The sequence below is a fragment of the Citrobacter sp. MNAZ 1397 genome (assembly GCF_023613995.1).
Classification (GTDB): Bacteria; Pseudomonadota; Gammaproteobacteria; order Enterobacterales; family Enterobacteriaceae; genus Phytobacter; species Phytobacter ursingii.
Window position 1 is genome coordinate 333,211 of record NZ_JAKIVH010000004.1, and the last position, 23,509, is coordinate 356,719.

The 23,509-nt window shown below is 52.9% G+C and carries 24 protein-coding genes; 13 read left to right on the forward strand and 11 right to left on the reverse strand.

Annotated features, from left to right (window positions below; translation table 11 throughout):
- Positions 1 to 83: 83 nt before the first annotated feature.
- Positions 84 to 356: a DNA-binding transcriptional regulator SfsB gene (sfsB, locus tag L2097_RS21135; RefSeq protein ID WP_250353619.1), complete on the forward strand. Its 273-nt coding sequence runs from the start codon at positions 84 to 86 to the stop codon at positions 354 to 356.
- A gap of 52 nt (positions 357 to 408) precedes the next feature.
- Here sfsB and murA read toward each other — a convergent pair whose 3' ends face one another.
- The 7 genes from murA to mlaF all read right to left on the reverse strand — a co-directional run bounded on the left by murA (position 409) and on the right by mlaF (position 5,206).
- On the reverse strand, positions 409 to 1,668 hold the full coding sequence (gene murA, locus L2097_RS21140; RefSeq protein WP_047372950.1) for a UDP-N-acetylglucosamine 1-carboxyvinyltransferase: 1,260 nt from the start codon (positions 1,666 to 1,668) through the stop codon (positions 409 to 411).
- 53 nt (positions 1,669 to 1,721) lie between these two features.
- The gene (ibaG, locus tag L2097_RS21145) at positions 1,722 to 1,976 is read right to left on the reverse strand and encodes a BolA family iron metabolism protein IbaG (protein WP_047372949.1); all 255 of its coding nucleotides are present in this window, start codon (positions 1,974 to 1,976) and stop codon (positions 1,722 to 1,724) included.
- Between the two features lie 126 nt (positions 1,977 to 2,102).
- Positions 2,103 to 2,396 carry a lipid asymmetry maintenance protein MlaB gene (mlaB, locus tag L2097_RS21150; protein ID WP_047372948.1) on the reverse strand — a complete coding sequence of 98 codons (294 nt, stop codon included), beginning with the start codon at positions 2,394 to 2,396 and terminating at the stop codon, positions 2,103 to 2,105.
- Positions 2,396 to 3,031: a phospholipid-binding protein MlaC gene (gene mlaC, locus L2097_RS21155; protein ID WP_047372947.1), complete on the reverse strand. Its 636-nt coding sequence runs from the start codon at positions 3,029 to 3,031 to the stop codon at positions 2,396 to 2,398. The genes mlaB and mlaC overlap by 1 nt, the downstream gene beginning before the upstream one ends.
- Positions 3,032 to 3,047: 16 nt before the next feature.
- A complete protein-coding gene (mlaD, locus tag L2097_RS21160) occupies positions 3,048 to 3,599 on the reverse strand; it encodes an outer membrane lipid asymmetry maintenance protein MlaD (RefSeq protein WP_047372946.1) in 552 nt (183 codons plus the stop codon).
- A gap of 4 nt (positions 3,600 to 3,603) precedes the next feature.
- A complete protein-coding gene (gene mlaE / locus L2097_RS21165) occupies positions 3,604 to 4,386 on the reverse strand; it encodes a lipid asymmetry maintenance ABC transporter permease subunit MlaE (RefSeq protein ID WP_047372945.1) in 783 nt (260 codons plus the stop codon).
- A gap of 7 nt (positions 4,387 to 4,393) precedes the next feature.
- Positions 4,394 to 5,206: a phospholipid ABC transporter ATP-binding protein MlaF gene (gene mlaF, locus L2097_RS21170; protein WP_047372944.1), complete on the reverse strand. Its 813-nt coding sequence runs from the start codon at positions 5,204 to 5,206 to the stop codon at positions 4,394 to 4,396.
- 232 nt (positions 5,207 to 5,438) lie between these two features.
- Between mlaF and L2097_RS21175 the strand changes: the two genes are divergently transcribed.
- The 11 genes from L2097_RS21175 (at position 5,439) to npr (ending at position 13,364) form a co-directional block, all read left to right on the forward strand.
- Positions 5,439 to 6,416, forward strand: a complete 978-nt coding sequence (locus L2097_RS21175) for a calcium/sodium antiporter (protein WP_047372943.1) — start codon at positions 5,439 to 5,441, stop codon at positions 6,414 to 6,416.
- A 14-nt stretch (positions 6,417 to 6,430) separates the two neighbouring features.
- Positions 6,431 to 7,417, forward strand: a complete 987-nt coding sequence (gene kdsD, locus L2097_RS21180) for an arabinose-5-phosphate isomerase KdsD (RefSeq protein ID WP_047372942.1) — start codon at positions 6,431 to 6,433, stop codon at positions 7,415 to 7,417.
- A gap of 14 nt (positions 7,418 to 7,431) precedes the next feature.
- Entirely contained in the window at positions 7,432 to 7,998 is a 567-nt protein-coding gene (gene kdsC, locus L2097_RS21185; protein ID WP_250353620.1) for a 3-deoxy-manno-octulosonate-8-phosphatase KdsC, read from the forward strand.
- The gene (gene lptC / locus L2097_RS21190; RefSeq protein ID WP_047372940.1) at positions 7,995 to 8,570 is read left to right on the forward strand and encodes an LPS export ABC transporter periplasmic protein LptC; all 576 of its coding nucleotides are present in this window, start codon (positions 7,995 to 7,997) and stop codon (positions 8,568 to 8,570) included. Before kdsC ends, lptC begins: the two co-directional genes overlap by 4 nt.
- Positions 8,539 to 9,099 carry a lipopolysaccharide ABC transporter substrate-binding protein LptA gene (gene lptA, locus L2097_RS21195; protein ID WP_047372939.1) on the forward strand — a complete coding sequence of 187 codons (561 nt, stop codon included), beginning with the start codon at positions 8,539 to 8,541 and terminating at the stop codon, positions 9,097 to 9,099. The genes lptC and lptA overlap by 32 nt, the downstream gene beginning before the upstream one ends.
- A gap of 6 nt (positions 9,100 to 9,105) precedes the next feature.
- Positions 9,106 to 9,831 (forward strand): LPS export ABC transporter ATP-binding protein, encoded by a 726-nt coding sequence (lptB, locus tag L2097_RS21200; protein WP_039077451.1) that lies wholly within the window; start codon positions 9,106 to 9,108, stop codon positions 9,829 to 9,831.
- A 48-nt stretch (positions 9,832 to 9,879) separates the two neighbouring features.
- Positions 9,880 to 11,313 carry an RNA polymerase factor sigma-54 gene (gene rpoN, locus L2097_RS21205; protein ID WP_047372938.1) on the forward strand — a complete coding sequence of 478 codons (1,434 nt, stop codon included), beginning with the start codon at positions 9,880 to 9,882 and terminating at the stop codon, positions 11,311 to 11,313.
- Positions 11,314 to 11,335: 22 nt separating this feature from the next.
- A complete protein-coding gene (gene hpf / locus L2097_RS21210; RefSeq protein ID WP_039077449.1) occupies positions 11,336 to 11,623 on the forward strand; it encodes a ribosome hibernation promoting factor in 288 nt (95 codons plus the stop codon).
- An 80-nt stretch (positions 11,624 to 11,703) separates the two neighbouring features.
- Positions 11,704 to 12,195 carry a PTS IIA-like nitrogen regulatory protein PtsN gene (gene ptsN, locus L2097_RS21215; protein ID WP_039077448.1) on the forward strand — a complete coding sequence of 164 codons (492 nt, stop codon included), beginning with the start codon at positions 11,704 to 11,706 and terminating at the stop codon, positions 12,193 to 12,195.
- A gap of 45 nt (positions 12,196 to 12,240) precedes the next feature.
- The gene (gene rapZ, locus L2097_RS21220) at positions 12,241 to 13,095 is read left to right on the forward strand and encodes an RNase adapter RapZ (RefSeq protein WP_039077447.1); all 855 of its coding nucleotides are present in this window, start codon (positions 12,241 to 12,243) and stop codon (positions 13,093 to 13,095) included.
- On the forward strand, positions 13,092 to 13,364 hold the full coding sequence (gene npr / locus L2097_RS21225; RefSeq protein WP_039077446.1) for a PTS phosphocarrier protein NPr: 273 nt from the start codon (positions 13,092 to 13,094) through the stop codon (positions 13,362 to 13,364). Before rapZ ends, npr begins: the two co-directional genes overlap by 4 nt.
- A 38-nt stretch (positions 13,365 to 13,402) precedes the next feature.
- Here the strand turns inward: npr and mtgA are convergent, their stop codons facing one another.
- From mtgA to mnmL, 4 genes are all read right to left on the reverse strand, one after another.
- Entirely contained in the window at positions 13,403 to 14,107 is a 705-nt protein-coding gene (gene mtgA / locus L2097_RS21230) for a monofunctional biosynthetic peptidoglycan transglycosylase (RefSeq protein ID WP_223883569.1), read from the reverse strand.
- A 20-nt stretch (positions 14,108 to 14,127) separates the two neighbouring features.
- On the reverse strand, positions 14,128 to 14,781 hold the full coding sequence (gene elbB, locus L2097_RS21235) for an isoprenoid biosynthesis glyoxalase ElbB (protein ID WP_047372936.1): 654 nt from the start codon (positions 14,779 to 14,781) through the stop codon (positions 14,128 to 14,130).
- A gap of 230 nt (positions 14,782 to 15,011) precedes the next feature.
- Entirely contained in the window at positions 15,012 to 17,351 is a 2,340-nt protein-coding gene (arcB, locus tag L2097_RS21240; RefSeq protein WP_047372935.1) for an aerobic respiration two-component sensor histidine kinase ArcB, read from the reverse strand.
- A gap of 89 nt (positions 17,352 to 17,440) precedes the next feature.
- Positions 17,441 to 18,364 carry a tRNA modification radical SAM protein MnmL/YtqA gene (mnmL, locus tag L2097_RS21245; protein WP_250353621.1) on the reverse strand — a complete coding sequence of 308 codons (924 nt, stop codon included), beginning with the start codon at positions 18,362 to 18,364 and terminating at the stop codon, positions 17,441 to 17,443.
- Positions 18,365 to 19,041: 677 nt separating this feature from the next.
- Here mnmL and gltB point away from each other — a divergent pair.
- Positions 19,042 to 23,502 (forward strand): glutamate synthase large subunit, encoded by a 4,461-nt coding sequence (gltB, locus tag L2097_RS21250; RefSeq protein ID WP_139153738.1) that lies wholly within the window; start codon positions 19,042 to 19,044, stop codon positions 23,500 to 23,502.
- Positions 23,503 to 23,509 lie beyond the last annotated feature (7 nt).

The following is a 23,509-nucleotide window of genomic DNA, read 5'->3' on the forward strand; positions in this document are numbered from 1 at the left end:
TTAGAGCAATAGCTCTCATATGCGTATAGTAAACATTCTTCATATTGCCATAGCGTTTTAAGGATTTTTACCAGGGAGGAAGAATGGAAAACAAATTTATTGACTGGCACCCGGCGGATATCATTGCCGGACTTCACAAAAAAGGGACGTCACTGGCCGCTGAATCGCGTAAGTGCGGTTTGAGTTCATCAACGCTTGAGAATGCGCTAACGCGCTCCTGGCCGAAAGGAGAACTTATTATTGCCCGCGCGCTGGATACCGATCCCTGGGTGATATGGCCATCGCGCTATCACGATCCCGTCACCCATGAATTTATCGACAGAACCAGCATGATGCGGCAAAGGAAGCCAAAATAAACAAGATGACCCCCTTCCCGAGGCGGGTTGGGGGTTTGACGGCAAAGAGAGATTATTCGCCTTTCACACGCTCAATATGCGCACCAAGTGCGCTCAGCTTGTCTTCAATGCGCTCATAACCACGATCGATATGGTAAATACGATCCACAATCGTCGTCCCCTCCGCGATACAACCCGCCAGCACGAGGCTTGCAGATGCACGCAGGTCGGTTGCCATCACTTGTGCGCCGGAGAGTTTTTCGACGCCATGGCAAATCGCGGTATTGCTTTCGATTTCCGCATGCGCACCCATACGAATCAGTTCAGGGATGTGCATAAAACGGTTTTCGAAGATCGTCTCGGTGATCACGCCCGTGCCTTCTGCAACGAGATTAAGCAGCGTGAATTGCGCCTGCATGTCTGTCGGAAACGCCGGATGCGGCGCTGTGCGCACATTAACAGCTTTCGGACGTTTACCGTGCATATCCAGGCTAATCCAGTCGTCACCCACTTCGATTTCCGCGCCGGCTTCGCGCAGCTTAGCCAGTACGGCATCCAGCGTATCGGGTTTCGCGTTGCGACATACGATTTTGCCACCAGAGATTGCAGCCGCTACCAGGAAGGTGCCCGTTTCAATACGGTCCGGCAGCACACGATAGACACCGCCACCGAGACGCTCAACGCCTTCAATGGTGACACGGTCGGTACCCTGACCGCTGATTTTCGCACCCAACGCATTGAGGAAGTTCGCGGTATCAACGATTTCCGGCTCACGCGCGGCGTTTTCGATAATGGTGGTGCCTTCTGCCAGCGTTGCCGCCGTCATGATGGTGACAGTCGCGCCAACGCTGACTTTATCCATGACGATATGCGCGCCTTTCAGGCGACCATTCACGCTCGCTTTGACATAACCTTCTTCGAGCTTAATTTCCGCGCCTAGCTGTTCCAGACCCGTAATGTGCAGATCCACCGGACGCGCGCCAATTGCACAGCCACCCGGCAAGGAAACCTGACCCTGACCAAAACGTGCGACCAGCGGCCCCAGCGCCCAGATAGAGGCACGCATGGTTTTAACCAGATCGTAAGGCGCGCAGAAAACGTTAACCTTGCTAGCATCGATCCAGACAGATCCGTTGCGTTCAACCTTGGTACCCAACTGGCTCAGCAACTTCATAGTGGTATCAATGTCTTTCAGTTTCGGAACGTTGCGGATCTCTACCGGTTCTTCTGCCAGCAGTGCGGCAAAAAGGATGGGTAACGCGGCGTTTTTAGCACCTGAAATTGTGACTTCGCCCTGGAGCCGGGTTGGCCCCTGTACACGAAACTTATCCATTCATCTGATCTCTGTTAAGAATTCACACGCGCTGCGGGCGTAATACCCGTAGCTCAAAAACCGTTTAGTTTGCGATCGCGTGCCCACTCTTGCGGGGTATACGCTTTGATCGAGAGAGCGTGAATGCGGTTGTCCGCTATATATTCCGCTAATGGGCCATATACGGCCTGCTGTTTTTTGACCCGGCTCATGCCGTCAAAAACCTCACCCACAGCAATAACCTGAAAGTGACTGCCGTCGCCAGAGACGTGGGCTTCCTGGAGAGAAAGTGCGTTCATCAGCACTGCCTGAATTTCATGATTTTCCATGGGCGTTAATTTCATCTGATAGTGAAAACAGCCCCACATCTTAGAGGAAAGTGAGGCGGTCTTAAATAAGCAAAAAGCCTCGTCGGTATACCAAACGAGGCTTTAAAGAGTAACGTACTGAAAAAATTAGCGAGGCAATACGTCCGCAGGCAAATTATAGAGTGCTGCAAGCGTCTGCAAATTCTCGCTTATCCCTTCGAGTGAAACCTGGTGGCCCTGAATTTTTCCCTGAGCAATCAGGTGAATTAATAGGGCCACGCCAGCAGTATCAACGCGCGACACGGCGCGCAGATCGATACAGGTAGTCCCTTTCATTGCATCCTGGCGGGCATTCCACAAAGGATTAAGCACATCCTGATCGAGCTCGCCCTGCAGCACCAGCCGTTCACCCTCACGCGCCCAGCTTAATTGCGGCGTCATTATTTCTTCTCATCCAACGTAATTTTCTGGTGAGAAATGGCCTGCAACTGCGCGGTAAGACCATCGATACCTTTAGTGCGCAACAGATCGCTCCACTCATTTTGTTTGGTGGTGATCATACTCACCCCTTCGGCAATCATGTCGTAAGCCTGCCAGTTACCGGACTGCGTGTTTTTGCGCCACTGAAAATCCAGACGCACTGGCGGACGGCCGTTTGGATCGATAATAGTCACGCGGATCGGGACGATCGTGGCGTCACCTAGCGGCTTCTCCGGGGCAATCTCGTAGGTCTGACCGTGATACAGCGCCAGAGCCTGGCCATAAGCCTGCTTCAGGTATTCACGGAAAGCAGCGAAGTAGGCCTCCCGCTGCGCAGGCGTTGCGTCTTTATAGTAACGCCCCAACACCAGGGCACCGGCGTATTTAATCTGGACGTATGGCAGTAATTCTTGATCGACCACGTCACGTAAATAATCTGGATTCGCGCGAATCTTTGGCTGTTCGTTTTTGAGGCGATCAAACGTTTTCTTTGCCGCCTCCTGCATTGCTTTGTACGGATTGCTTTGTTCCGTCGCGTTGGCGAGTCCAAGTGGCGCGATAACCAGCATGGCAACCATTAATAGACGTTTAAACATGCGTCAACTCTCCTCGTTAATTCGTCTTACCAGCAGACGGTGCGCTGGAAGTATCATCCTGCTGTTTTGACTGCGCATCGCCAGAATTCTTATTGTCACTGCCTTTACTGTTGTAAAGGAATTGTCCGATCAGATCCTCAAGGACCATTGCGGATTTCGTATCCTGGATTGTGCTGCCTTCTTTAAGCATAGAAGTTCCCAGTTCAGGATCCTCAAATCCCACATTCAAAGCCAAATATTGCTCCCCCAGCAAACCTGACGTACGAATAGCCAGTGAGCTTGTATCAGGAATCTGGTTGTAACGCTCTTCGATGTCCAGCGCGACGCGCGGCAGATAAGTTTTTGGATCGAGTTCAATATCAGCAACACGGCCAACCACCACGCCACCAATACGGACCGGCGAGCGCGCTTTCAGGCCGCCAATGTTGTCGAAGGTTGCGTACACGCGATACGTCGGTTCGGTACGCATAGAGGCAACATCGGCCGCTTTCAGGCAGATAAACAACCCCGCCAGCAGCGCCAGTAACAGAAAAATGCCTACCCAAATTTCACTTTTTTTCGTTTGCATGAACTCAATTCCCAAACATCAATGCGGTGAGCACAAAATCAAGACCAAGCACGGCCAGCGAAGAGTGCACAACGGTACGCGTCGTTGCCCGACTGATCCCGGCGGAAGTCGGGATCGCGTCATAACCATTAAATAAAGCAATCCAGGTTACGGTAATGGCAAAGACAACGCTCTTAATCAGACAGTTCACCAGATCCAGTCGCCAGTCGACGGCGTTTTGCATCGCCGACCAGAAGAACCCTGAGTCGATTCCTTTCCAGTTCACACCCACCAGCGAGCCGCCCCAGATACCGACCGCAACGAAGATAACCGTCAGCAATGGCAAGGAGATCACCCCCGCCCAAAAACGAGGAGAAATCACGCGCCGCAGGGGGTCAACAGCCATCATTTCAAGACTTGAAAGTTGCTCAGTCGCGCGCATCAGGCCAATTTCCGCCGTCAGTGCAGAACCCGCGCGCCCGGCATAAAGCAGAGCAGCGACAACGGGCCCCAGTTCACGCAACAAGGAGAGCGCCACCAGCATTCCCAGACTGGTTTCCGCGCTATAGGTCGTAAGCACCAGATAGCCCTGCAAGCCAAGCACCATGCCGATAAACACGCCGGACACGATAATAATGAGCATCGACAGGACACCCACATTATAGAGTTGGCGCACCAGCAACGGCGCGTGTTTGCCAAATTCCGGCTTACCGACCAGCGCATTGAAGAGCATTAAACCAGCGCGGCCAAACGTCGCGATCGTCTTAATCCCGCGATGTCCAAGCGACGCCAGTGCATGTAACAACATGAGTGGCTTAACTCCCTGTCTCAAATAAATCGGATTGATATTGACCTGCGGGATAGCGGAACGGAACGGGGCCGTCAGCAATGCCGTCGAGGAACTGACGGACGCGAGGGTCGGCGTTTTCTTGCAAGCCTTGCGCGCTGCCCTGCGCCACAATTTTACGGTCTGCAACAATATACGCATAGTCGGCGATGCTCAGCACTTCCGGCACGTCATGGGAGACGACAACACAGGTGACGCCCAGCGCGCTATTCAGTTCAGAGATAAGCTTCACCAGCACACCCATGGTAATAGGATCCTGGCCGACAAAAGGTTCGTCGAACATGATTAAATCTGGCTCCAGCGCGATAGCCCTTGCCAGCGCCGCGCGGCGCGCCATCCCACCAGAGAGTTCGGAAGGCATGAGTTTTGCTGCACCACGCAGTCCCACCGCCTCCAGTTTCATCATGACCGTACTTTTCAGCAACGGGGCTGGTAAGTTCGTATGCTCGCGCAACGGATAGGCCACATTATCGAACACAGTCATGTCGGTAAATAATGCGCCGGACTGGAACAACATGCTCATTCGTTTGCGAACGGTAAACAGCCGGGAGCGACTCATCGCGGGGATATTCTCACCGTCGAAGAGGATTTCGCCCGCGTCTGGCGGTATCTGTCCGCCAATAAGACGCAGCAATGTTGTTTTACCAATCCCGGACGGCCCCATAATGGCGGTGATTTTACCGCGTGGCACCGTCAGCGAGATATTGTCGAAAATACGCCGACTTCCACGGGAGAAACTCACGCCACGGATATCGACCAGATTCGCCACAGTCTGGCTCATTCACTCTTCCTTATAAGCCTTGATTGGGTCTAAGCATGACGCCGGATAACTGCAAGAACCCACCATTTTTACAGAATATTACCCGTATGAGTTAGCGAAAGCTGGCATTTGTTTTACTTTTGAGCCGCATAAAGTCAAAATTAAGAATTCTCTACGCCGCTTAAAATTCCCGGTTTTCCCCGGCAATCGCAGCCTGCGGACCGGCAGATTATACCTCAAGAAAGGACTTTAGATGCTTTTAGCGACGGCGCTGTTAATTATTGGTTTACTGTTAGTGGTATACAGCGCTGACCGATTGGTATTCGCCGCCTCAATTTTGTGTCGCAGTTTGGGTGTTCCACCGTTGCTCATTGGGATGACAGTGGTGAGTATTGGCACCTCTCTTCCGGAGATGATTGTCTCCGTTGCGGCCTCCATGCACGGCCAACTTGATTTGGCCATTGGGACGGCTCTCGGCTCTAACATCACCAATATTCTGTTGATCCTGGGACTCGCAGCGCTCCTGCATCCATTTACCGTCCATTCCGATATCCTGCGCCGTGAATTGCCGCTAATGTTAATAACCAGCCTGCTGGCAGGGTTGGTGCTGTTTGACGGGCAACTGACCTGGCTGGACGGCCTGTTTTTACTTCTGCTGGCCGTGCTATGGCTGGTATACATTGTTAAAATCGCCCGTCTGGCTGAGCTGCAAGGTAGCGATACGCTAACACGTGAGCAAGTTGCAGAGTTGCCGCGTGGCGGTAGCCTGTCAGTGGCATTCTTGTGGCTCGGGGTCGCACTTATCATTATGCCGATGTCAACGCGCATGGTAGTGGACAACGCCACGGTGGTCGCAAACCATTTCGCGATGAGCGAATTAACCATCGGCCTGACGGTGATTGCCATTGTGACGGGTCTGCCGGAACTGGCAACCGCCATTGCCGGGGCACGTAAGGGAGAAGACGATATTGCGATCGGTAATATCATCGGCTCGAATATTTTCAACATCACGCTGGTGCTGGGTTTACCCGCGCTGATCGCGCCAGGTCATTTTAATAGTCTGGCTTTTACACGAGATTACGGCGTGATGTTACTGGTCAGCGTCATTTTTGCCCTCACCTGCTGGCGACGTAAGCAGCAGACAGGCAGAGGAACTGGCGCATTACTATTAGGCGGTTTTATCACCTGGTTAGCATTCCTGTACTGGGTTACGCCGCGTCTGACAGGATAATTGGACACACATTTATGTCGCATATCGATCTGCAACCGGGCTTCGACTTTCAGCAGGCTGGCCGGGACGTTTTGCAAATTGAACGTGAAGGTCTGGCCCAGCTTGACCAATACATTAATCAGGACTTTGCACAGGCTTGTGAAAAGATTTTCTATTGCAGCGGCAAAGTCGTCGTAATGGGGATGGGGAAATCGGGTCATATTGGTCGAAAAATGGCCGCAACATTCGCCAGTACCGGTACCTCTTCTTTCTTTGTTCATCCGGGAGAAGCGGCGCATGGCGATCTGGGTATGGTCGGGTCGCAGGATGTGGTGATCGCGTTGTCGAATTCCGGAGAGTCGAATGAGATCCTGGCGTTGATCCCGGTGCTCAAGAGACTGAAAGTATTCCTGATCTGTATGACAAGCCGTCCTGACAGCAGTATGGGTCGCGCGGCTGATATTCATCTGTGTGTGAAGGTGCCGCAAGAGGCCTGTCCATTAGGGTTGGCGCCGACCTCCAGCACTACCGCCGCGTTGGTAATGGGAGATGCTCTGGCAGTCGCACTGTTGAAAGCCCGGGGTTTTACCGCTGAGGATTTTGCGCTTTCTCACCCAGGCGGCGCGCTTGGACGTAAGCTCCTGTTGCGGGTCAATGACATCATGCACACCGGGGATGAAATTCCGCATGTGAGCAAAGACGCCACGCTGCGTGACGCTCTTCTCGAAATCACGCGTAAGAATTTAGGCCTGACGGTGATTTGCGACGATCTGATGAAGATCGAAGGCATTTTTACCGATGGCGATTTGCGCCGTGTCTTTGATATGGGCGCAGATGTACGTAGTTTAGGGATTGCTGAGGTAATGACGCCTGGAGGTATCCGCGTGCGTCCTGGCACACTGGCGGTGGACGCGCTTAATCTGATGCAGTCCCGCCACATCACCTCTGTTTTGGTTGCAGATGGCGACCAATTGCTGGGTGTGGTACATATGCATGATTTGCTGCGCGCGGGCGTGGTGTGAAAAAGGATCGAAGAATGAGTAATGTTGGAGCGTCGCTTGCGACATGCTACGGACCCGTCAGTACGCAGGTAATGGCGAAGGCAGAAAAAATTAAGCTGTTAATTCTTGATGTAGATGGTGTTTTATCGGATGGATCCATCTACATGGGTAATAATGGAGAAGAGTTGAAAGCGTTCAACGTCCGCGATGGTTACGGTATCCGCTGTGCATTAACATCCGACATTGAGGTTGCCATTATTACTGGCCGAAAAGCTAAACTGATGGAAGACCGCTGCGAAACGCTGGGCATTACGCACCTCTATCAAGGACAATCAGATAAGTTGTTAGCTTATCGCGAGTTATTGAACAAACTTTCTCTGGTACCGGAACAAGTTGCGTATGTCGGAGACGATCTCATCGACTGGCCTGTGATGGCAGAAATTGGTTTAAGCGTGGCGGTGGCGGATGCGCATCCGCTGCTGATTCCCCGGGCGGATTATGTCACCCGTATTGCAGGCGGACGCGGTGCGGTTCGTGAAGTGTGTGATTTGTTATTGCTGGCGCAAGGCAAGCTTGATGAGGCCAAAGGGCAATCAATATGAGTAAAACCAGACGTTGGGTCATCATTGTGCTGTCACTGGTCGCACTGATACTGATTGGGGTGAACCTGGCCGATCGCGAACAGACTGAACAAGTTACGGTTAACAATACTGACCCAACGTATAAAAGCGAGCATACCGATACGGTAGTCTACAGTCCGGAAGGTGCGTTGAACTATCGGCTGATAGCACAGCATGTTGAATACTATTCTGCTGATGCTATCACCTGGTTTACCCAGCCAGTGCTGACGACTTTCGACAAAGATAAAATTCCTGACTGGTCCATCAAGGCGGATAAAGCGAAGCTGACCAATGACCGGATGCTTTATCTTTATGGGCATGTTGAGGTCAACGCCCTGACTGCGGACGCTCAACTGAGAAAAATCACGACGGATAACGCCCAGATAAACCTGATCACGCAGGATGTCGCCTCTGATGATCAAGTCACGTTATACGGAACAACATTTAATTCCACCGGCCTGAAAATGCGCGGCAATTTACGCAGCAAAAACGCCGAGCTTATTGAAAAGGTTAGAAGCTCCTATGAAATTCAGAACAAACAAACTCAGCCTTAATTTTGCCCTGGCCAGTGTCCTTTTTGCCGCCAGTCTTCCGGCGCTTGCGGTAACTGGCGATACCGAGCAACCTATCCATATCGATTCCGATCAGCAATCGCTGGATATGCAAGGGAATGTGGTGACCTTCACTGGCAATGTTGTCGTAACGCAGGGCACCATCAAAATCAACGCCGACAAGGTTGTGGTTACGCGCCCAGGTGGCCAGCAAGGTAAAGAGATCATTGATGGCTACGGTAATCCTGCCACCTTTTATCAGATGCAGGATAGCGGCAAACCCGTAAAAGGCCATGCTTCCCAGATGCACTATGAGCTGGAAAAAGACTTCGTGGTCCTGACAGGCAATGCCTACCTTGAACAGCTTGATAGCAACATCACGGGCGACAAAATTACCTATCTGGTGAAAGAGCAGAAAATGCAGGCTTTCAGCGATAAAGGTAAACGCGTGACGACGGTTCTGGTGCCGTCGCAGTTGCAGGATAAGAACAACAATCAAACCCCGGCTCCGGCGCAAAAAAAGAGTAATTAATTCGTTATGGCAACATTAACTGCAAAGAATCTCGCCAAGGCCTACAAAGGCCGCCGTGTGGTGGAAGATGTCAGTCTGACAGTCAATTCAGGCGAAATTGTCGGGCTGCTCGGTCCTAACGGTGCAGGTAAAACCACAACGTTCTACATGGTCGTGGGTATCGTGTCGCGTGATGCGGGCAATATCATCATCGACGATGAAGATATCAGCCTGCTGCCGCTGCATGCCCGGGCGCGTCGCGGTATCGGCTACTTGCCGCAGGAAGCCTCTATTTTCCGGCGCCTGAGTGTATTTGACAATCTCATGGCAGTACTGCAAATTCGCGATGATCTCACATCCGAACAGCGCGTGGATCGGGCGAATGAGTTGATGGAAGAGTTCCATATTGAACATCTGCGCGACAATATGGGGCAGGCGCTTTCTGGCGGCGAACGCCGTCGTGTCGAAATTGCTCGTGCGCTGGCGGCAAACCCTAAATTTATCCTGCTGGATGAACCGTTTGCCGGCGTTGACCCGATATCGGTCATTGATATCAAACGCATCATTGAGCACCTGCGTGATAGCGGGCTTGGCGTGTTGATTACCGATCACAACGTTCGCGAAACGTTGGCGGTGTGTGAGCGTGCTTATATTGTCAGCCAGGGGCATTTGATCGCGCACGGTACGCCTCAGCAAATCCTTGAAGACGAACATGTTAAGCGCGTATATCTTGGGGAAGACTTCAGACTCTGATAGGGTAGGGTTTATTGACGTGTTTAGTCGGAGAGTACTGCTCTGAATATGAAGCAAGGTTTGCAATTAAGGCTCAGCCAACAGCTAGCCATGACGCCACAGTTGCAACAGGCTATTCGCCTGCTGCAACTGTCCACGTTGGAACTTCAGCAAGAACTCCAGCAAGCTCTGGAAAGTAATCCATTGCTTGAGCAAACCGATCTTCACGAAGAAGTGGATGCGCAACAATCTCAGGATAATGAAGGCCTGGATACTGCCGACGCTCTCGAACAAAAAGAGATGCCCGAAGAGTTGCCCCTGGACGCCAGTTGGGATGAAATCTATACCGCTGGCACCCCGTCTGGCAGCAGCACCGATTATCTTGACGATGAACTGCCTGTTTATCAGGGAGAGACCACCCAGTCGCTGCAAGATTACCTGATGTGGCAGGTGGAGCTCACCCCTTTCTCAGACACCGATCGCGCCATTGCGACTTCAATTGTCGACGCTGTTGATGACACAGGTTATCTCACCGTTCCGCTGGAAGACATCCTGGAAAGCATGGGCGATGAAGAGATCGGTCTGGATGAAGTCGAAGCGGTACTGAAACGTATTCAGCGTTTCGATCCGGTTGGCGTCGCGGCCAGAGATCTACGCGATTGCCTGTTGATCCAGCTCTCTCAGTTTGCCAAAGAGACCCCCTGGTGTGAGGAAGCGCGTTTAATCATCAGCGATCATCTGGATCTGCTCGCAAACCACGACTTCCGTACGCTGATGCGCGTAACACGTCTGAAAGAAGAAGTGCTGAAAGAGGCGGTCAATTTAATCCAGTCTCTTGATCCACGTCCGGGTCAGTCAATCCAGACAGGTGAGCCCGAGTATGTTATCCCTGATGTCCTGGTGCGTAAGCACAATGGGCGCTGGACGGTCGAGCTCAACTCCGACAGCATCCCTCGTTTGCAGATCAATCAGCACTATGCCGCCATGTGCGGTGGTGCGCGTAACGATGCCGACAGCCAGTTTATCCGTAGCAATCTGCAGGAAGCGAAATGGCTGATTAAAAGCCTTGAGAGTCGCAACGACACCCTGTTAAGGGTGAGCCGCTGCATTGTTGAACAGCAGCAGGCGTTCTTCGAGCAAGGCGAAGAATTTATGAAACCGATGGTTTTGGCCGATATCGCTCAGGCCGTCGAGATGCATGAATCCACGATTTCCCGTGTCACGACCCAAAAATATCTGCACAGTCCGCGTGGCATCTTTGAGCTTAAATATTTCTTCTCCAGCCATGTGAATACCGAAGGCGGTGGCGAAGCCTCGTCGACGGCTATCCGCGCACTGGTGAAGAAATTAATTGCCGCAGAGAATCCTGCGAAGCCGTTGAGTGACAGTAAGCTGACTACCATGCTCTCCGATCAGGGTATTATGGTAGCGCGGCGAACCGTTGCGAAGTATCGAGAGTCTTTATCCATTCCGCCGTCTAATCAGCGCAAACAGCTGGTGTGACTTAACCGATAAGGAAGACACTATGCAGCTTAACATCACAGGACATAACGTCGAGATAACCGAGGCCCTGCGCGAATTCGTTACCGCGAAATTTGCCAAACTCGAACAATATTTCGAAAGGATCAATCAGGTCTATGTTGTGTTGAAAGTGGAGAAAGTGACTCATATCTCGGATGCGACCCTGCATGTAAACGGGGGGGAGATTCATGCCAGTGCGGAAGGACAAGACATGTATGCTGCCATCGACGGTTTAATTGATAAACTGGCGCGGCAACTCACGAAACATAAAGATAAACTGAAACAACACTAATTGTCCGGGCACTCGTCTGGCGCGTATCACCCTGCCGCAACCCGGCAGGGTGTCTGCACTGGCGACGCTTAGGTGAAATTATGATGAATAACGATTCCGCTCTTCAATTGAGCAATGTCCTTAACCAGGAATGTACCCGTAGTGGTGTTCACTGCCAGAGCAAGAAACGTGCGCTGGAAATTATCAGTGAACTGGCAGCAAAGCAGTTGAGCCTGCCACCACAAGTGGTCTTCGAAGCGATCCTGACGCGTGAGAAAATGGGCAGTACCGGTATTGGTAACGGTATCGCCATCCCTCACGGAAAACTCGAAGAAGATACTCTTCGTGCCGTTGGTGTTTTTGTGCAACTGGAAACACCCATCGCCTTCGATGCTATTGATAACCAGCCAGTCGATCTGCTCTTCGCGCTTCTGGTTCCCGCCGATCAGACCAAAACCCACCTGCATACGCTTTCGTTGGTGGCCAAGCGTCTGGCGGATAAAACCATCTGTCGCCGTCTGCGCTCAGCGCAAAGCGATGAAGAGTTGTACCAGATCATCACGCTGACAGAAGGCGAAAATGACGATGCGTAACGCAACAGCTTCCCTTGTGTCGCTGGTTCTGAGGAGAATTGGCCCATGGTCCTGATGATCGTGAGTGGTCGTTCGGGCTCAGGTAAGTCAGTGGCCCTGCGCGCCCTGGAAGATATGGGATTTTACTGCGTCGATAACCTGCCGGTCGTTCTTTTGCCGGAGCTGGCAAGAACGCTGGCTGACCGTCAGACGTCTGCCGCCGTCAGCATCGATGTGCGTAATATGCCGGAATCGCCGGAAATTTTTGAGCAGGCAATGAGCAGCCTGCCGGATTATTTTTCTCCGCAACTGCTGTTCCTGGATGCCGATCGCAACACGTTGATCCGCCGCTACAGCGACACACGTCGTCTGCACCCTCTTTCCAGCAAAAACCTGTCGCTGGAAAGCGCCATCGATGAAGAGAGTAATCTGCTGGAGCCACTGCGCTCACGCGCCGATCTCATCGTCGACACATCGGAAATGTCCGTTCATGAACTCGCCGAGATGCTCCGTACCCGACTGTTGGGTAAACGCGAGCGCGAACTGACTATGGTGTTCGAGTCCTTTGGCTTTAAGCATGGTATCCCTATTGATGCCGATTACGTGTTTGACGTTCGCTTCTTGCCTAACCCGCACTGGGACCCGAAATTACGCCCGATGACCGGGCTGGATAAACCGGTTGCAGCCTTCCTTGACAGACATACGGAAGTGCACAATTTTATTTACCAGACCCGCAGTTATCTCGAACTGTGGCTACCAATGCTGGAAACCAATAATCGCAGCTATTTAACGGTAGCGATTGGATGTACCGGCGGTAAGCACCGTTCCGTCTATGTTGCTGAACAGCTTGCAGACTATTTCCGCTCACGCGGTAAAAACGTTCAGTCTCGTCATCGTACGCTGGAAAAACGGAAAACATGACCGTAAAACAAACTGTTGAAATCACCAATAAGCTGGGTATGCACGCGCGCCCGGCGATGAAACTGTTTGAACTGGTTCAGGGCTTTGATGCTGAGGTACTGTTGCGTAACGACGAGGGAACCGAAGCCGAGGCTAATAGTGTGATTGCGCTTCTCATGCTGGACTCCGCGAAGGGCCGACAAATTGAGATAGAAGCGACGGGCCCTCAGGAAGAAGAAGCGCTGGCGGCTGTCATTGCGCTCTTTATCGCCGGGTTTGACGAAGACTGACAACGCGCGTTTTCCCTCTCCAGGCGGAGAGGGAATCATCAATGCAGTTTATTGCGCGCCAGGAAATCCTCTCCTCCAAGCTGACGCATCTGGCGCATAATCCACGCCTGTCGGCTGCGCACATACCCTGAAGGCGCATCAGCGCGAAAGCGTACCGGATTCGGCAATACTGCTGCCAGCAATGCCGCCTCAGCCATCGTCAACTTGCTGGCAGGTTTATGAAAATAACGCTGCGAAGCCGCCTCCACGCCAAAGATACCATCGCCAAATTCAGCAATGTTCAAATAGACGGTCAGAATACGCCGCTTTGTCCAGACAGCCTCGGTGACCAGGGTTAAACCCGCTTCAAAGCCTTTTCGCACCCAGCTTTTGCCGTCCCAGAGCAGCAGATTTTTAATGGTCTGCTGGGAAATGGTTGATGCACCGCGAATCCGATTTTCATGCTGCTCATTGTGCGATAAGGCCTTTTCAATCGCGCCAAAATCAAGCCCCCAATGGTCCGGGAAACGCTGATCTTCAGCGGCAATCACTGCCAGCGCCACCCAGGGTGAAATCTCGTCCATACCCACCCAGTCCGAATGAGCAACATAACCGAAATCCCCCGTCAGCCAGGCCCCCACTTGCCGTTCGACCATGACGGCTGAAAACGGTACCGGCATAAAACTGAACAGCAAAATACCACCGCCCCAGAAGATTCCCAGCGCCAGGACCACACGGAGTAATAGCTTTTTGATTTTCGCCATGAGTGGGCCACGCAACCCTCTCATTCAGCGAGCACCAGAACGCGGGAGACCAGTTTTTCGATCCCTGTAGCCGCCTCCGCAATATTCTGCGCCAGCATGTACGCCGGTGTGGTCACCACTTTGTTATCCTCATCGACCACAATATCGTCGACAGGGCAAGGCACGTGTTCAGCACCCATATCTTCAAGCACCTCCGCCGTATCGATATCCGTTCCAATCGTCAGGCGCAACGGAAAATCAAAGATTTTCGGCAGCATCGCAGGCGCAATACAGATAAAACCGAGTGGTTTTCCCGCCTGGTGCATCTCCAGAACCAACCGTTTCAGATCCGGGTCAACCACACATTCACTACCGAGACTGGCAAAGCTGCTCAGATTTTTCGCTGCGCCAAATCCGCCGGGCACAATCAGCGCATCCAGATCGTTTATTGATGCCTGCGCGATCGGAAGGATCGCACCACGAGCAATGCGGGCCGCCTCGATCAGCACGTTTCTACTTTCACTCATCGGTTCACCCGTGAGATGATTAATGACATCGGTCTGACGCTTGTCAGGCGCAAAGCATACTGCCTCAGCGCCTTCACGAGCGATCGCCAGCAGGGTAATGACAGCTTCGTGGATTTCCGATCCGTCATAAACGCCTGATCCGCTGAGAACAACACCGATTTTTTTCATTTTGCTCGTCCTTTATGCAACGTACTCGGGATAATTAAATATTTTGATAAGGGCGCTATGCTTCACACATTTCACTGATTGATGTAACAAATACTTTAAGATTTGCTATCTTATGTGCGTGCAGTTCAAATTTTCCCGACTGCGCCCTTGATAAAAAAATATAACTTTACGGCGCAGCCACGATTTCCCTGGTGTTGGCGCAGTATTCGCGCACCCCGGTTAATCCGGGGTCATTTTTTTCCAGCGGTTGCTACCCACGCTTTCAATACATCCACATCGTGCTGCCACTCTTGCTTCATCTCTTCAACCCATTCACCGACGTTATCCCACCAGGCTGGCAGATCGGGTGACTGAATTTGCTGACCCAGCTGTTGCAGGTGACGAAGGCCGACCGATCCAGCGGCACCCTTGATCTTGTGCCCCTCTTCGACGATCCCTTTTTGATCCCGCGCAGTGAGATTTGACTCCAGAACGCTCAGATAGCCCGGCATCATTTTCTCAAATACCGCCAGCCCATCGGTAATCAGCTTCGGCCCAACCAGATCGATATACTGCTCAAGCATCGGGATATCCAGCAGGTTTTGTGATTTTTGACCATCGGTATGAGACATTGCGCCTTGCTCCTCTTCTTCGTCCGCATCCCAGAATTTCTTAATCATGGCAGTTAATGCCGGGACCGCCAGCGGCTTGCTTAAGACATCGTCCATCCCTGCATCCAGATATTCTTTTTTATCTTTCAGCACGTTGGCGGTAAGCGCCACCAGCGGTGGTAAATCGTCGCGGGCAAACTGGCTGGTGAGAATGCGCGAGATGTCCAACCCGGTCATATCCGGCAACTGAATATCGAGCAGTACCAGATCGTATTCGCCGGGTTTAAACATCTCCAGCGCGGCCTTGCCGGTCATCGCAACGTCCACGCTACTGCCCAGTTTTTCCAGAACGGAACGGGCAACGATCACGTTAAGTTCAATGTCTTCCACCAAAAGCACATGCAGCGCTGGCAGCGGCATATCATCGTCTTCAAAGGCATCTTCCACCTCCTCCGCTACCGCAGGCGCGTGAACGGTCAGCGTGAAGATAGAGCCTTTGCCCGGCTGGCTGGCAACAACAATGTCACCGCCCATGTTTTTCGCCAGACGACGTGATACGGCGAGGCCAATCCCTGTGCCGGTAGCAGGCTTGCCGCCATGGCTGTCTTTCACCTGGTAATACATGGCGAAAATTTTATCCAGCTCATCGCGAGGAATGCCAATCCCGGAATCTTCGACCTCGAAGTGCAGCATATCGCCTTCGTCATAGCGCACACGTACGGTGACTTGTCCCTCACGGGTAAATTTGACGGCGTTGCTGATAAGGTTCCACAGGATCTGTCGCAACCGCGTACCGTCAGTGACCACCTTATGCGGTAACGGCAGCGTAGGCTCCATGACAAAGCGCAGACCTTTCTGGTGTGCCTGCAGGCCGGAAAGGTTCTCCAGGTCGGCAAGGAAGCTGGTGAAATCCACCGGCTGATTATCGAGCTGGACTTTACGGCGTTCCATTTTATCCATGTCGATAATATCGTTGAAGATATTGCCCAGAGTGACGGCAGAAACATGGATAGTTTTCAGGTATTTTTCCTGCTCAGCCGTTAAATCAGTATCCAGAAGAATTCGGCTCAGACCGACGATGCCATTAAGCGGCGTACGCAGTTCGTGGCTGATAGTGGAAATAAAGGTGGTTTTATCGCGGCTGGCACGTTCCAGGGCGTCCTGATAGCGTTTACGCTCGGTAATATCACGCCCGAAACCCATCAAGCCGTGGCGCTTACCTACGCGGTCATAGTAGGGCACCTTACGGATTTCAAAGCAGGCTTTTCGCCCATCCGGATAATCCAGCCACTGTTCATAGGTCAGCGAAACATTGTGGCGAAACACCTTCTCATCGGTCTCGATAACCTTTTCCGCCGCTTCCGGCGCATAGACATCCTGCGGTTTCAGGTTAATCAGTTGCTTCTCGCTTTTGCCCGTCAGCAGTTCCATCGCCCGGTTACAGCCGGAAAACTCTTTGTCTTCGTTGCGATAGAAAACCAGGTCCGGGGAGGCATCGAGGAAAGAGCGTAAAAATGTGGATTGCTGTTCAAGCTGAATCTGCGTCTGCTCGCGCTCCTGCATCTCTACTTTAAGCTGCTCAAATGTCGACTGACGTTCAGCTTCGGCTTTCTCGCGATCGGCCATCTCCTGGTTAAGCCGGGTGATGTTGTCCTTAAGTTGAATATTGAGTTTGAGGTCGCGATCGCGCATTTCTTCCAGTTTGTCCACCAGCCGCGAAAGGCGCTGACGTGACTCTTCAAGTTGCTCAACGACAACCGATAAGAAATAGACCGCCCAGGGGGTAATCAACAAGCCAAAAAATATAGAACGAATGACGTCGATGCTCGCCACCTGCCCCTGCAATACCATCGTCACCGCCATTTGCACGACGATAGCCAGCACCACCAGCGCCAGGGCAAGTAACAGGGAGAAACGAACCAGCCCGAGCTTCATCATCAGGTCGACGTAATACTGCGCCAGTAAACGGATTTGCTTCATAGCGATTTCCTTAAACAATTCCGCTCAATAATACCCAATTCTGAGCAACGCGTTGAAGGTTGTGCGAAAAATGCGGTGTCAGGCAACCGTCACGGCTGGATCCATGGGCGGCCCAATGCGGAACCCTGCACACCATGTTCAGTAAGATAACGATCCAGCTCCACCATTCCCGTCCAGCGATTTTCACACCACAACGGCGCCAGCAGCGTCGGACGGCGAGCGCTGGCGGAGACGCGATGGTAAATCACCTCCGGTGGCGTTGCGCGGATCATCTCCCCGGCAGTGACAGTATAGTCTTCCAGTTCAATGCCCTGCAGACGGCCCGCCTCCCAGGCTTTTGCCATGATGCTGCCCTTCACAATATGCAGGGGATGCAGCTTGATACCGTCTACGCCTGTCTCTACCACACGATGGAGGGTTTGCAGGCATTCCGACTGCCCTTCACCTGGCAAACCAACAATAAGATGACTACATACTTTCAACCCGCGCTCGCGAGCCAGACGGGTGGTCTGCTGATAACAGGCGAAATCATGCCCACGGTTAATACGGTGCAGTGTTTTATCGTGTGCGGTTTGCAATCCCAGTTCGAGCCAGACCTCATAGCCTTGATCGTTATACTCACTCAGTAAATCCAGCACCGCCTCGGGTACGCAATCCGGGCGCGTGCCGACGCACAGGCCAACAATGCTGGCCTGGCTTATCGCCTGTTGATACATAGAACGCAGCACCTGTACTTCGGCCCAGGTACTGGTGTAAGCCTGAAAATAGGCGAGATAACGTTTAGCACGATTCACCAGGTTCGCCTGATGTGCCAGCTGTTCGGCAATGGAGTGATGCTGCTGCGCCTCATCGGCGAAGGAGGCCACATTACAGAACGTGCAACCGCCCCGACCGATAGTGCCATCACGATTCGGGCAGCTAAAACCGCCGTGAAGCGTCAATTTATGAACCTTTTGCCCATAACGACGGGCAAGATCCCCACCAAACATATTGACTAATTTTTGTAACTGCATAATCTGACAGGCCGTGCCTTTGAAAAGGGCCAAGCCTGCCATTTTTAGCTTTCGACGGCGATGATGTGGATCAATCGCCCGGCAAGGCTTTTATTCATTGCATAAACAGTCAAGATTACCGCCATTTCATTCACCTCTCCGGCAATTACTTTTCCTTATGTTCAGGCGATATTTTGCAGAAATACTGTCGCAAGTGAAAAACAGTGTGTTCCTGCGCCTGTAAGAACATTCTCAGAATAATATTCTGAAATCTATATTAGCCTTAGTAGGGTAGCGCATTAACAACGCTTCCCGATAGTGAGTCAGATCACATTACTCTGCCGCTCAGCGTTGGGCTTATTGATTGTAAATAAGGTTAAATTCAATTATATATCAATACATTAAATAAGCTTTAGCACATTATTAGATAAATAAGCCTGGCATTTGACCTGTGTACGGATTCCCGATAAGTTGGGAATCCGCTGGAAGCTTTCTGGATGAGTGGTCTGCTCATCATATTTATGCAGTTATTGAGATTCCCTCTTAAGCAAGTCCTCAACACTTGTGTACCGATGCGAAAAGGAAATTAAAGAGGGCGACATGCGAGGCTTTATTAGCCCCGTCGCCATGCTCTTGCTGTGCCCGTGCGCAATCGGTATCGGATGGGAATCCCGCAGAGCCTGGGGAGGTTCACTGATATGTTGTACGATAAATCCCTTGAGAGGGATAACTGTGGTTTCGGCCTGATCGCCCACATAGAAGGCGAACCTAGCCACAAGGTAGTGCGTACCGCTATTCACGCACTGGCCCGTATGCAGCACCGTGGCGCGATCCTCGCTGATGGTAAAACCGGCGACGGTTGCGGCTTGCTGCTGCAAAAACCCGATCGTTTCTTCCGTATCGTTGCGGAAGAGCGCGGCTGGCGTTTAGCCAAAAACTATGCCGTTGGTATGCTGTTCCTGAATAAGGATCCTGAGAAAGCCAGCGCATCACGCCGTATTGTAGAAGAAGAACTTCAACGTGAAACCCTGTCTATTGTCGGCTGGCGCGACGTGCCAACCAACGAAGGGGTACTCGGTGAAATCGCCCTCTCCTCGCTGCCCCGTATTGAGCAAATTTTTGTTAACGCCCCGGCTGGCTGGCGCCCGCGTGATATGGAGCGCCGTCTGTTTATCGCCCGTCGTCGCATTGAAAAACGTCTGCAGGAAGATAAAGAGTTCTACGTTTGTAGCCTCTCGAACCTGGTAAATATCTATAAAGGTCTGTGTATGCCGGCTGACCTGCCGCGCTTCTACCTGGACCTGGCGGATCTGCGTCTGGAATCGGCCATTTGCCTGTTCCACCAGCGCTTCTCCACCAACACTGTACCGCGCTGGCCGCTGGCACAGCCGTTCCGCTATCTGGCGCATAACGGTGAAATCAACACCATCACCGGTAACCGTCAGTGGGCACGCGCGCGTACCTACAAATTCCAGACCCCGCTGATCCCGGATCTGCATGATGCGGCGCCGTTCGTCAACGAAACCGGTTCTGACTCCAGCTCCATGGATAACATGCTCGAACTGCTGCTGGCAGGCGGGATGGATATCGTGCGCGCCATGCGCCTGCTGGTACCGCCAGCCTGGCAGAACAACCCGGATATGGACCCGGATCTGCGCGCATTCTTCGACTTCAACTCCATGCATATGGAACCGTGGGATGGCCCGGCGGGCATCGTGATGTCCGATGGCCGTTTCGCGGCCTGTAACCTCGACCGTAACGGCCTGCGTCCGGCACGCTATGTCATTACCAAAGACAAGCTGATTACCTGCGCTTCCGAAGTGGGTATCTGGGATTATCAGCCTGACGAAGTGGTCGAAAAAGGTCGCGTCGGTCCGGGTGAATTGATGGTTATCGATACCCGTGGCGGTCGCATTCTGCACTCCGCAGAGACCGATGACGATCTGAAAAGCCGCCACCCTTATAAAGAGTGGATGGAGAAAAACGTCCGCCGTCTGGTGCCGTTTGAAGATCTGTCAGATGATCAGGTTGGCATCCGTGAAATGGACGACGATCTGCTGACAAGCTATCAGAAGCAGTTTAACTACAGCTTCGAAGAGCTGGATTCGGTTATTCGCGTACTCGGTGAAAACGGTCAGGAAGCGGTGGGTTCAATGGGTGACGATACCCCGTTCGCCGTGCTCTCCAGCCAGCCACGTATCATTTACGACTACTTCCGTCAGCAATTTGCGCAGGTGACCAACCCGCCAATCGACCCGCTGCGTGAAGCGCATGTCATGTCGCTGGCCACCAGCATCGGTCGCGAGATGAACGTCTTCTGTGAAGCAGAAGGCCAGGCGCATCGTCTGAGCTTCAAATCGCCGATCCTGCTGTACTCCGATTTCACGCAGCTCACCACCATGAAAGAGGAGCACTATCGCGCAGATGTACTGGACATCACCTTCGATGTGACCGAAACCTCGCTGGAAGAGACGGTGAGAGCGCTGTGCGACAAAGCAGAACAGATGGTGCGTAACGGCACCGTGCTGCTGGTGCTGTCTGACCGTAACATCGCCAAAAACCGTCTGCCGGTACCGGCACCGATGGCTGTTGGCGCGGTGCAGACCCGTCTGGTTGAGAAAAGCCTGCGCTGCGATGCCAACATCATCGTAGAAACCGCAAGCGCCCGCGACCCGCACCACTTCGCTGTGCTGCTGGGCTTCGGCGCCACCGCGATTTATCCGTACCTGGCCTATGAAACACTGGCGAAACTGGTCGACACCAAAGCCATTGAGAAGAATTACCGCACGGTGATGCTGAACTACCGCAACGGCATCAACAAAGGGCTGTACAAGATCATGTCCAAAATGGGCATCTCGACGATTGCCTCTTACCGTTGCTCAAAGCTGTTCGAAGCCGTCGGTCTGCATGAAGAGGTGTCCGAGCTCTGCTTCCAGGGTGTGGTCAGCCGCATCAGTGGCGCAGGTTTTGCGGACTTCCAGCAGGATCTGCTGAACCTCTCCAAACGCGCCTGGCTGGCACGTAAACCGCTCGAAGCGGGTGGTCTGCTGAAGTACGTGCATGGCGGTGAATATCACGCCTATAACCCGGACGTGGTGCGCACGCTGCAACAAGCCGTTCAGAGCGGGGAATACAAAGACTACCAGGAATACGCGAAGCTGGTGAATGAGCGCCCGGCGGCCACCCTGCGTGACCTGCTGGCCATCACGCCGAACGGCGAAACCGTCAGCATCAACGACGTTGAACCGGCAAGCGAACTGTTTAAACGCTTTGATACCGCGGCAATGTCCATCGGCGCATTGAGCCCGGAAGCGCATGAAGCGCTGGCAGAAGCCATGAACAGCCTCGGCGGCTTCTCCAACTCCGGTGAAGGCGGCGAAGACCCGGCACGCTATGGCACCAACAAAGTGTCACGCATCAAACAGGTCGCTTCCGGTCGCTTCGGTGTGACCCCGGCATATCTGGTCAATGCTGACGTGATTCAGATTAAAGTCGCTCAGGGTGCGAAACCGGGTGAAGGCGGTCAGTTACCGGGGGATAAAGTGACCCCGTATATCGCTAAACTGCGCTATTCCGTACCGGGCGTGACGCTGATTTCCCCGCCGCCGCACCACGATATCTACTCTATCGAGGATCTGGCGCAACTGATTTTCGACCTGAAACAGGTCAACCCGAAAGCGATGATCTCCGTGAAGCTGGTTTCCGAACCGGGCGTCGGCACCATTGCGACCGGCGTGGCAAAAGCTTATGCGGATCTCATCACCATCGCTGGTTACGATGGCGGTACCGGCGCAAGCCCGCTGTCATCGGTGAAATACGCGGGTTGTCCGTGGGAACTGGGCCTGGTGGAAACCCAACAGGCGCTGGTGGCCAACGGTCTGCGCCATAAAATTCGTTTACAAACGGATGGCGGTCTGAAAACTGGCCAGGACATCATCAAAGCGGCAATCCTCGGCGCCGAAAGCTTCGGCTTTGGTACTGGCCCGATGGTGGCGCTGGGCTGTAAATACCTGCGTATTTGCCACCTGAACAACTGCGCAACCGGCGTAGCAACTCAGGATGAAAAACTGCGTAAAAACCACTACCACGGTCTGCCGTTCAAAGTGACCAACTACTTTGAATTTATCGCCCGTGAAGTGCGTGAGTTAATGGCGCAACTGGGCGTTAAACGCCTGGTGGATTTGATTGGTCGTACCGACCTGCTCAAAGAGCTGGACGGATTTACCGCCAAACAACAGAAGCTGGATCTGTCGAAACTGCTGGAAACCGCCGAGCCGCATCCAGGCAAAGCGCTGTACTGCACGGAAAACAACCCGCCCTTTGACAACGGCGTACTGAACGCGCAGTTACTGCAGCAGGCCAAACCGTTTGTTGATGAGCGCCAGAGCAAAACTTTCTGGTTTGATATCCGCAACACGGACCGTTCTGTCGGCGCGTCGCTGTCTGGCTACATCGCGCAGACGCATGGCGATCAAGGGCTGGCGGCGGATCCGATTACCGTTCACTTTAGCGGCACAGCAGGCCAGAGCTTTGGCGTCTGGAATGCCGGTGGCGTTGAGCTGTACCTGACTGGCGATGCCAACGACTATGTCGGCAAGGGTATGGCAGGCGGTTTAGTCGCAGTACGTCCACCGGTAGGCTCTGCTTATCGTAGCCACGAGGCCAGCATAATCGGTAACACCTGCCTGTATGGCGCAACGGGTGGTCGTCTGTATGCCGCAGGTCGTGCGGGTGAACGTTTCGGCGTGCGTAACTCCGGCGCGATTACTGTTGTGGAAGGCATTGGCGATAACGGTTGTGAATACATGACCGGTGGTATTGTCTGTATCCTCGGTAAAACAGGCGTGAACTTTGGCGCAGGGATGACCGGCGGCTTCGCCTATGTGCTGGATGAAGACGGCGAGTTCCGCAAACGTGTGAACCCGGAACTGGTGGAAGTGCTGAGCGTCGATGACCTCGCCATCCACGAAGAGCATCTGCGCGGGCTGATTACCGAGCATGTGCACCATACCGGTTCTTCTCGCGGCGAAGAGATTCTGGCGAACTGGCCAGCCTTCGCAGAGAAATTCGCACTGGTTAAACCGAAGTCCAGTGATGTGAAAGCACTGTTGGGTCATCGTAGTCGTAGCGCAGCAGAGCTGCGTGTGCAGGCGCAGTAAGGGGCAG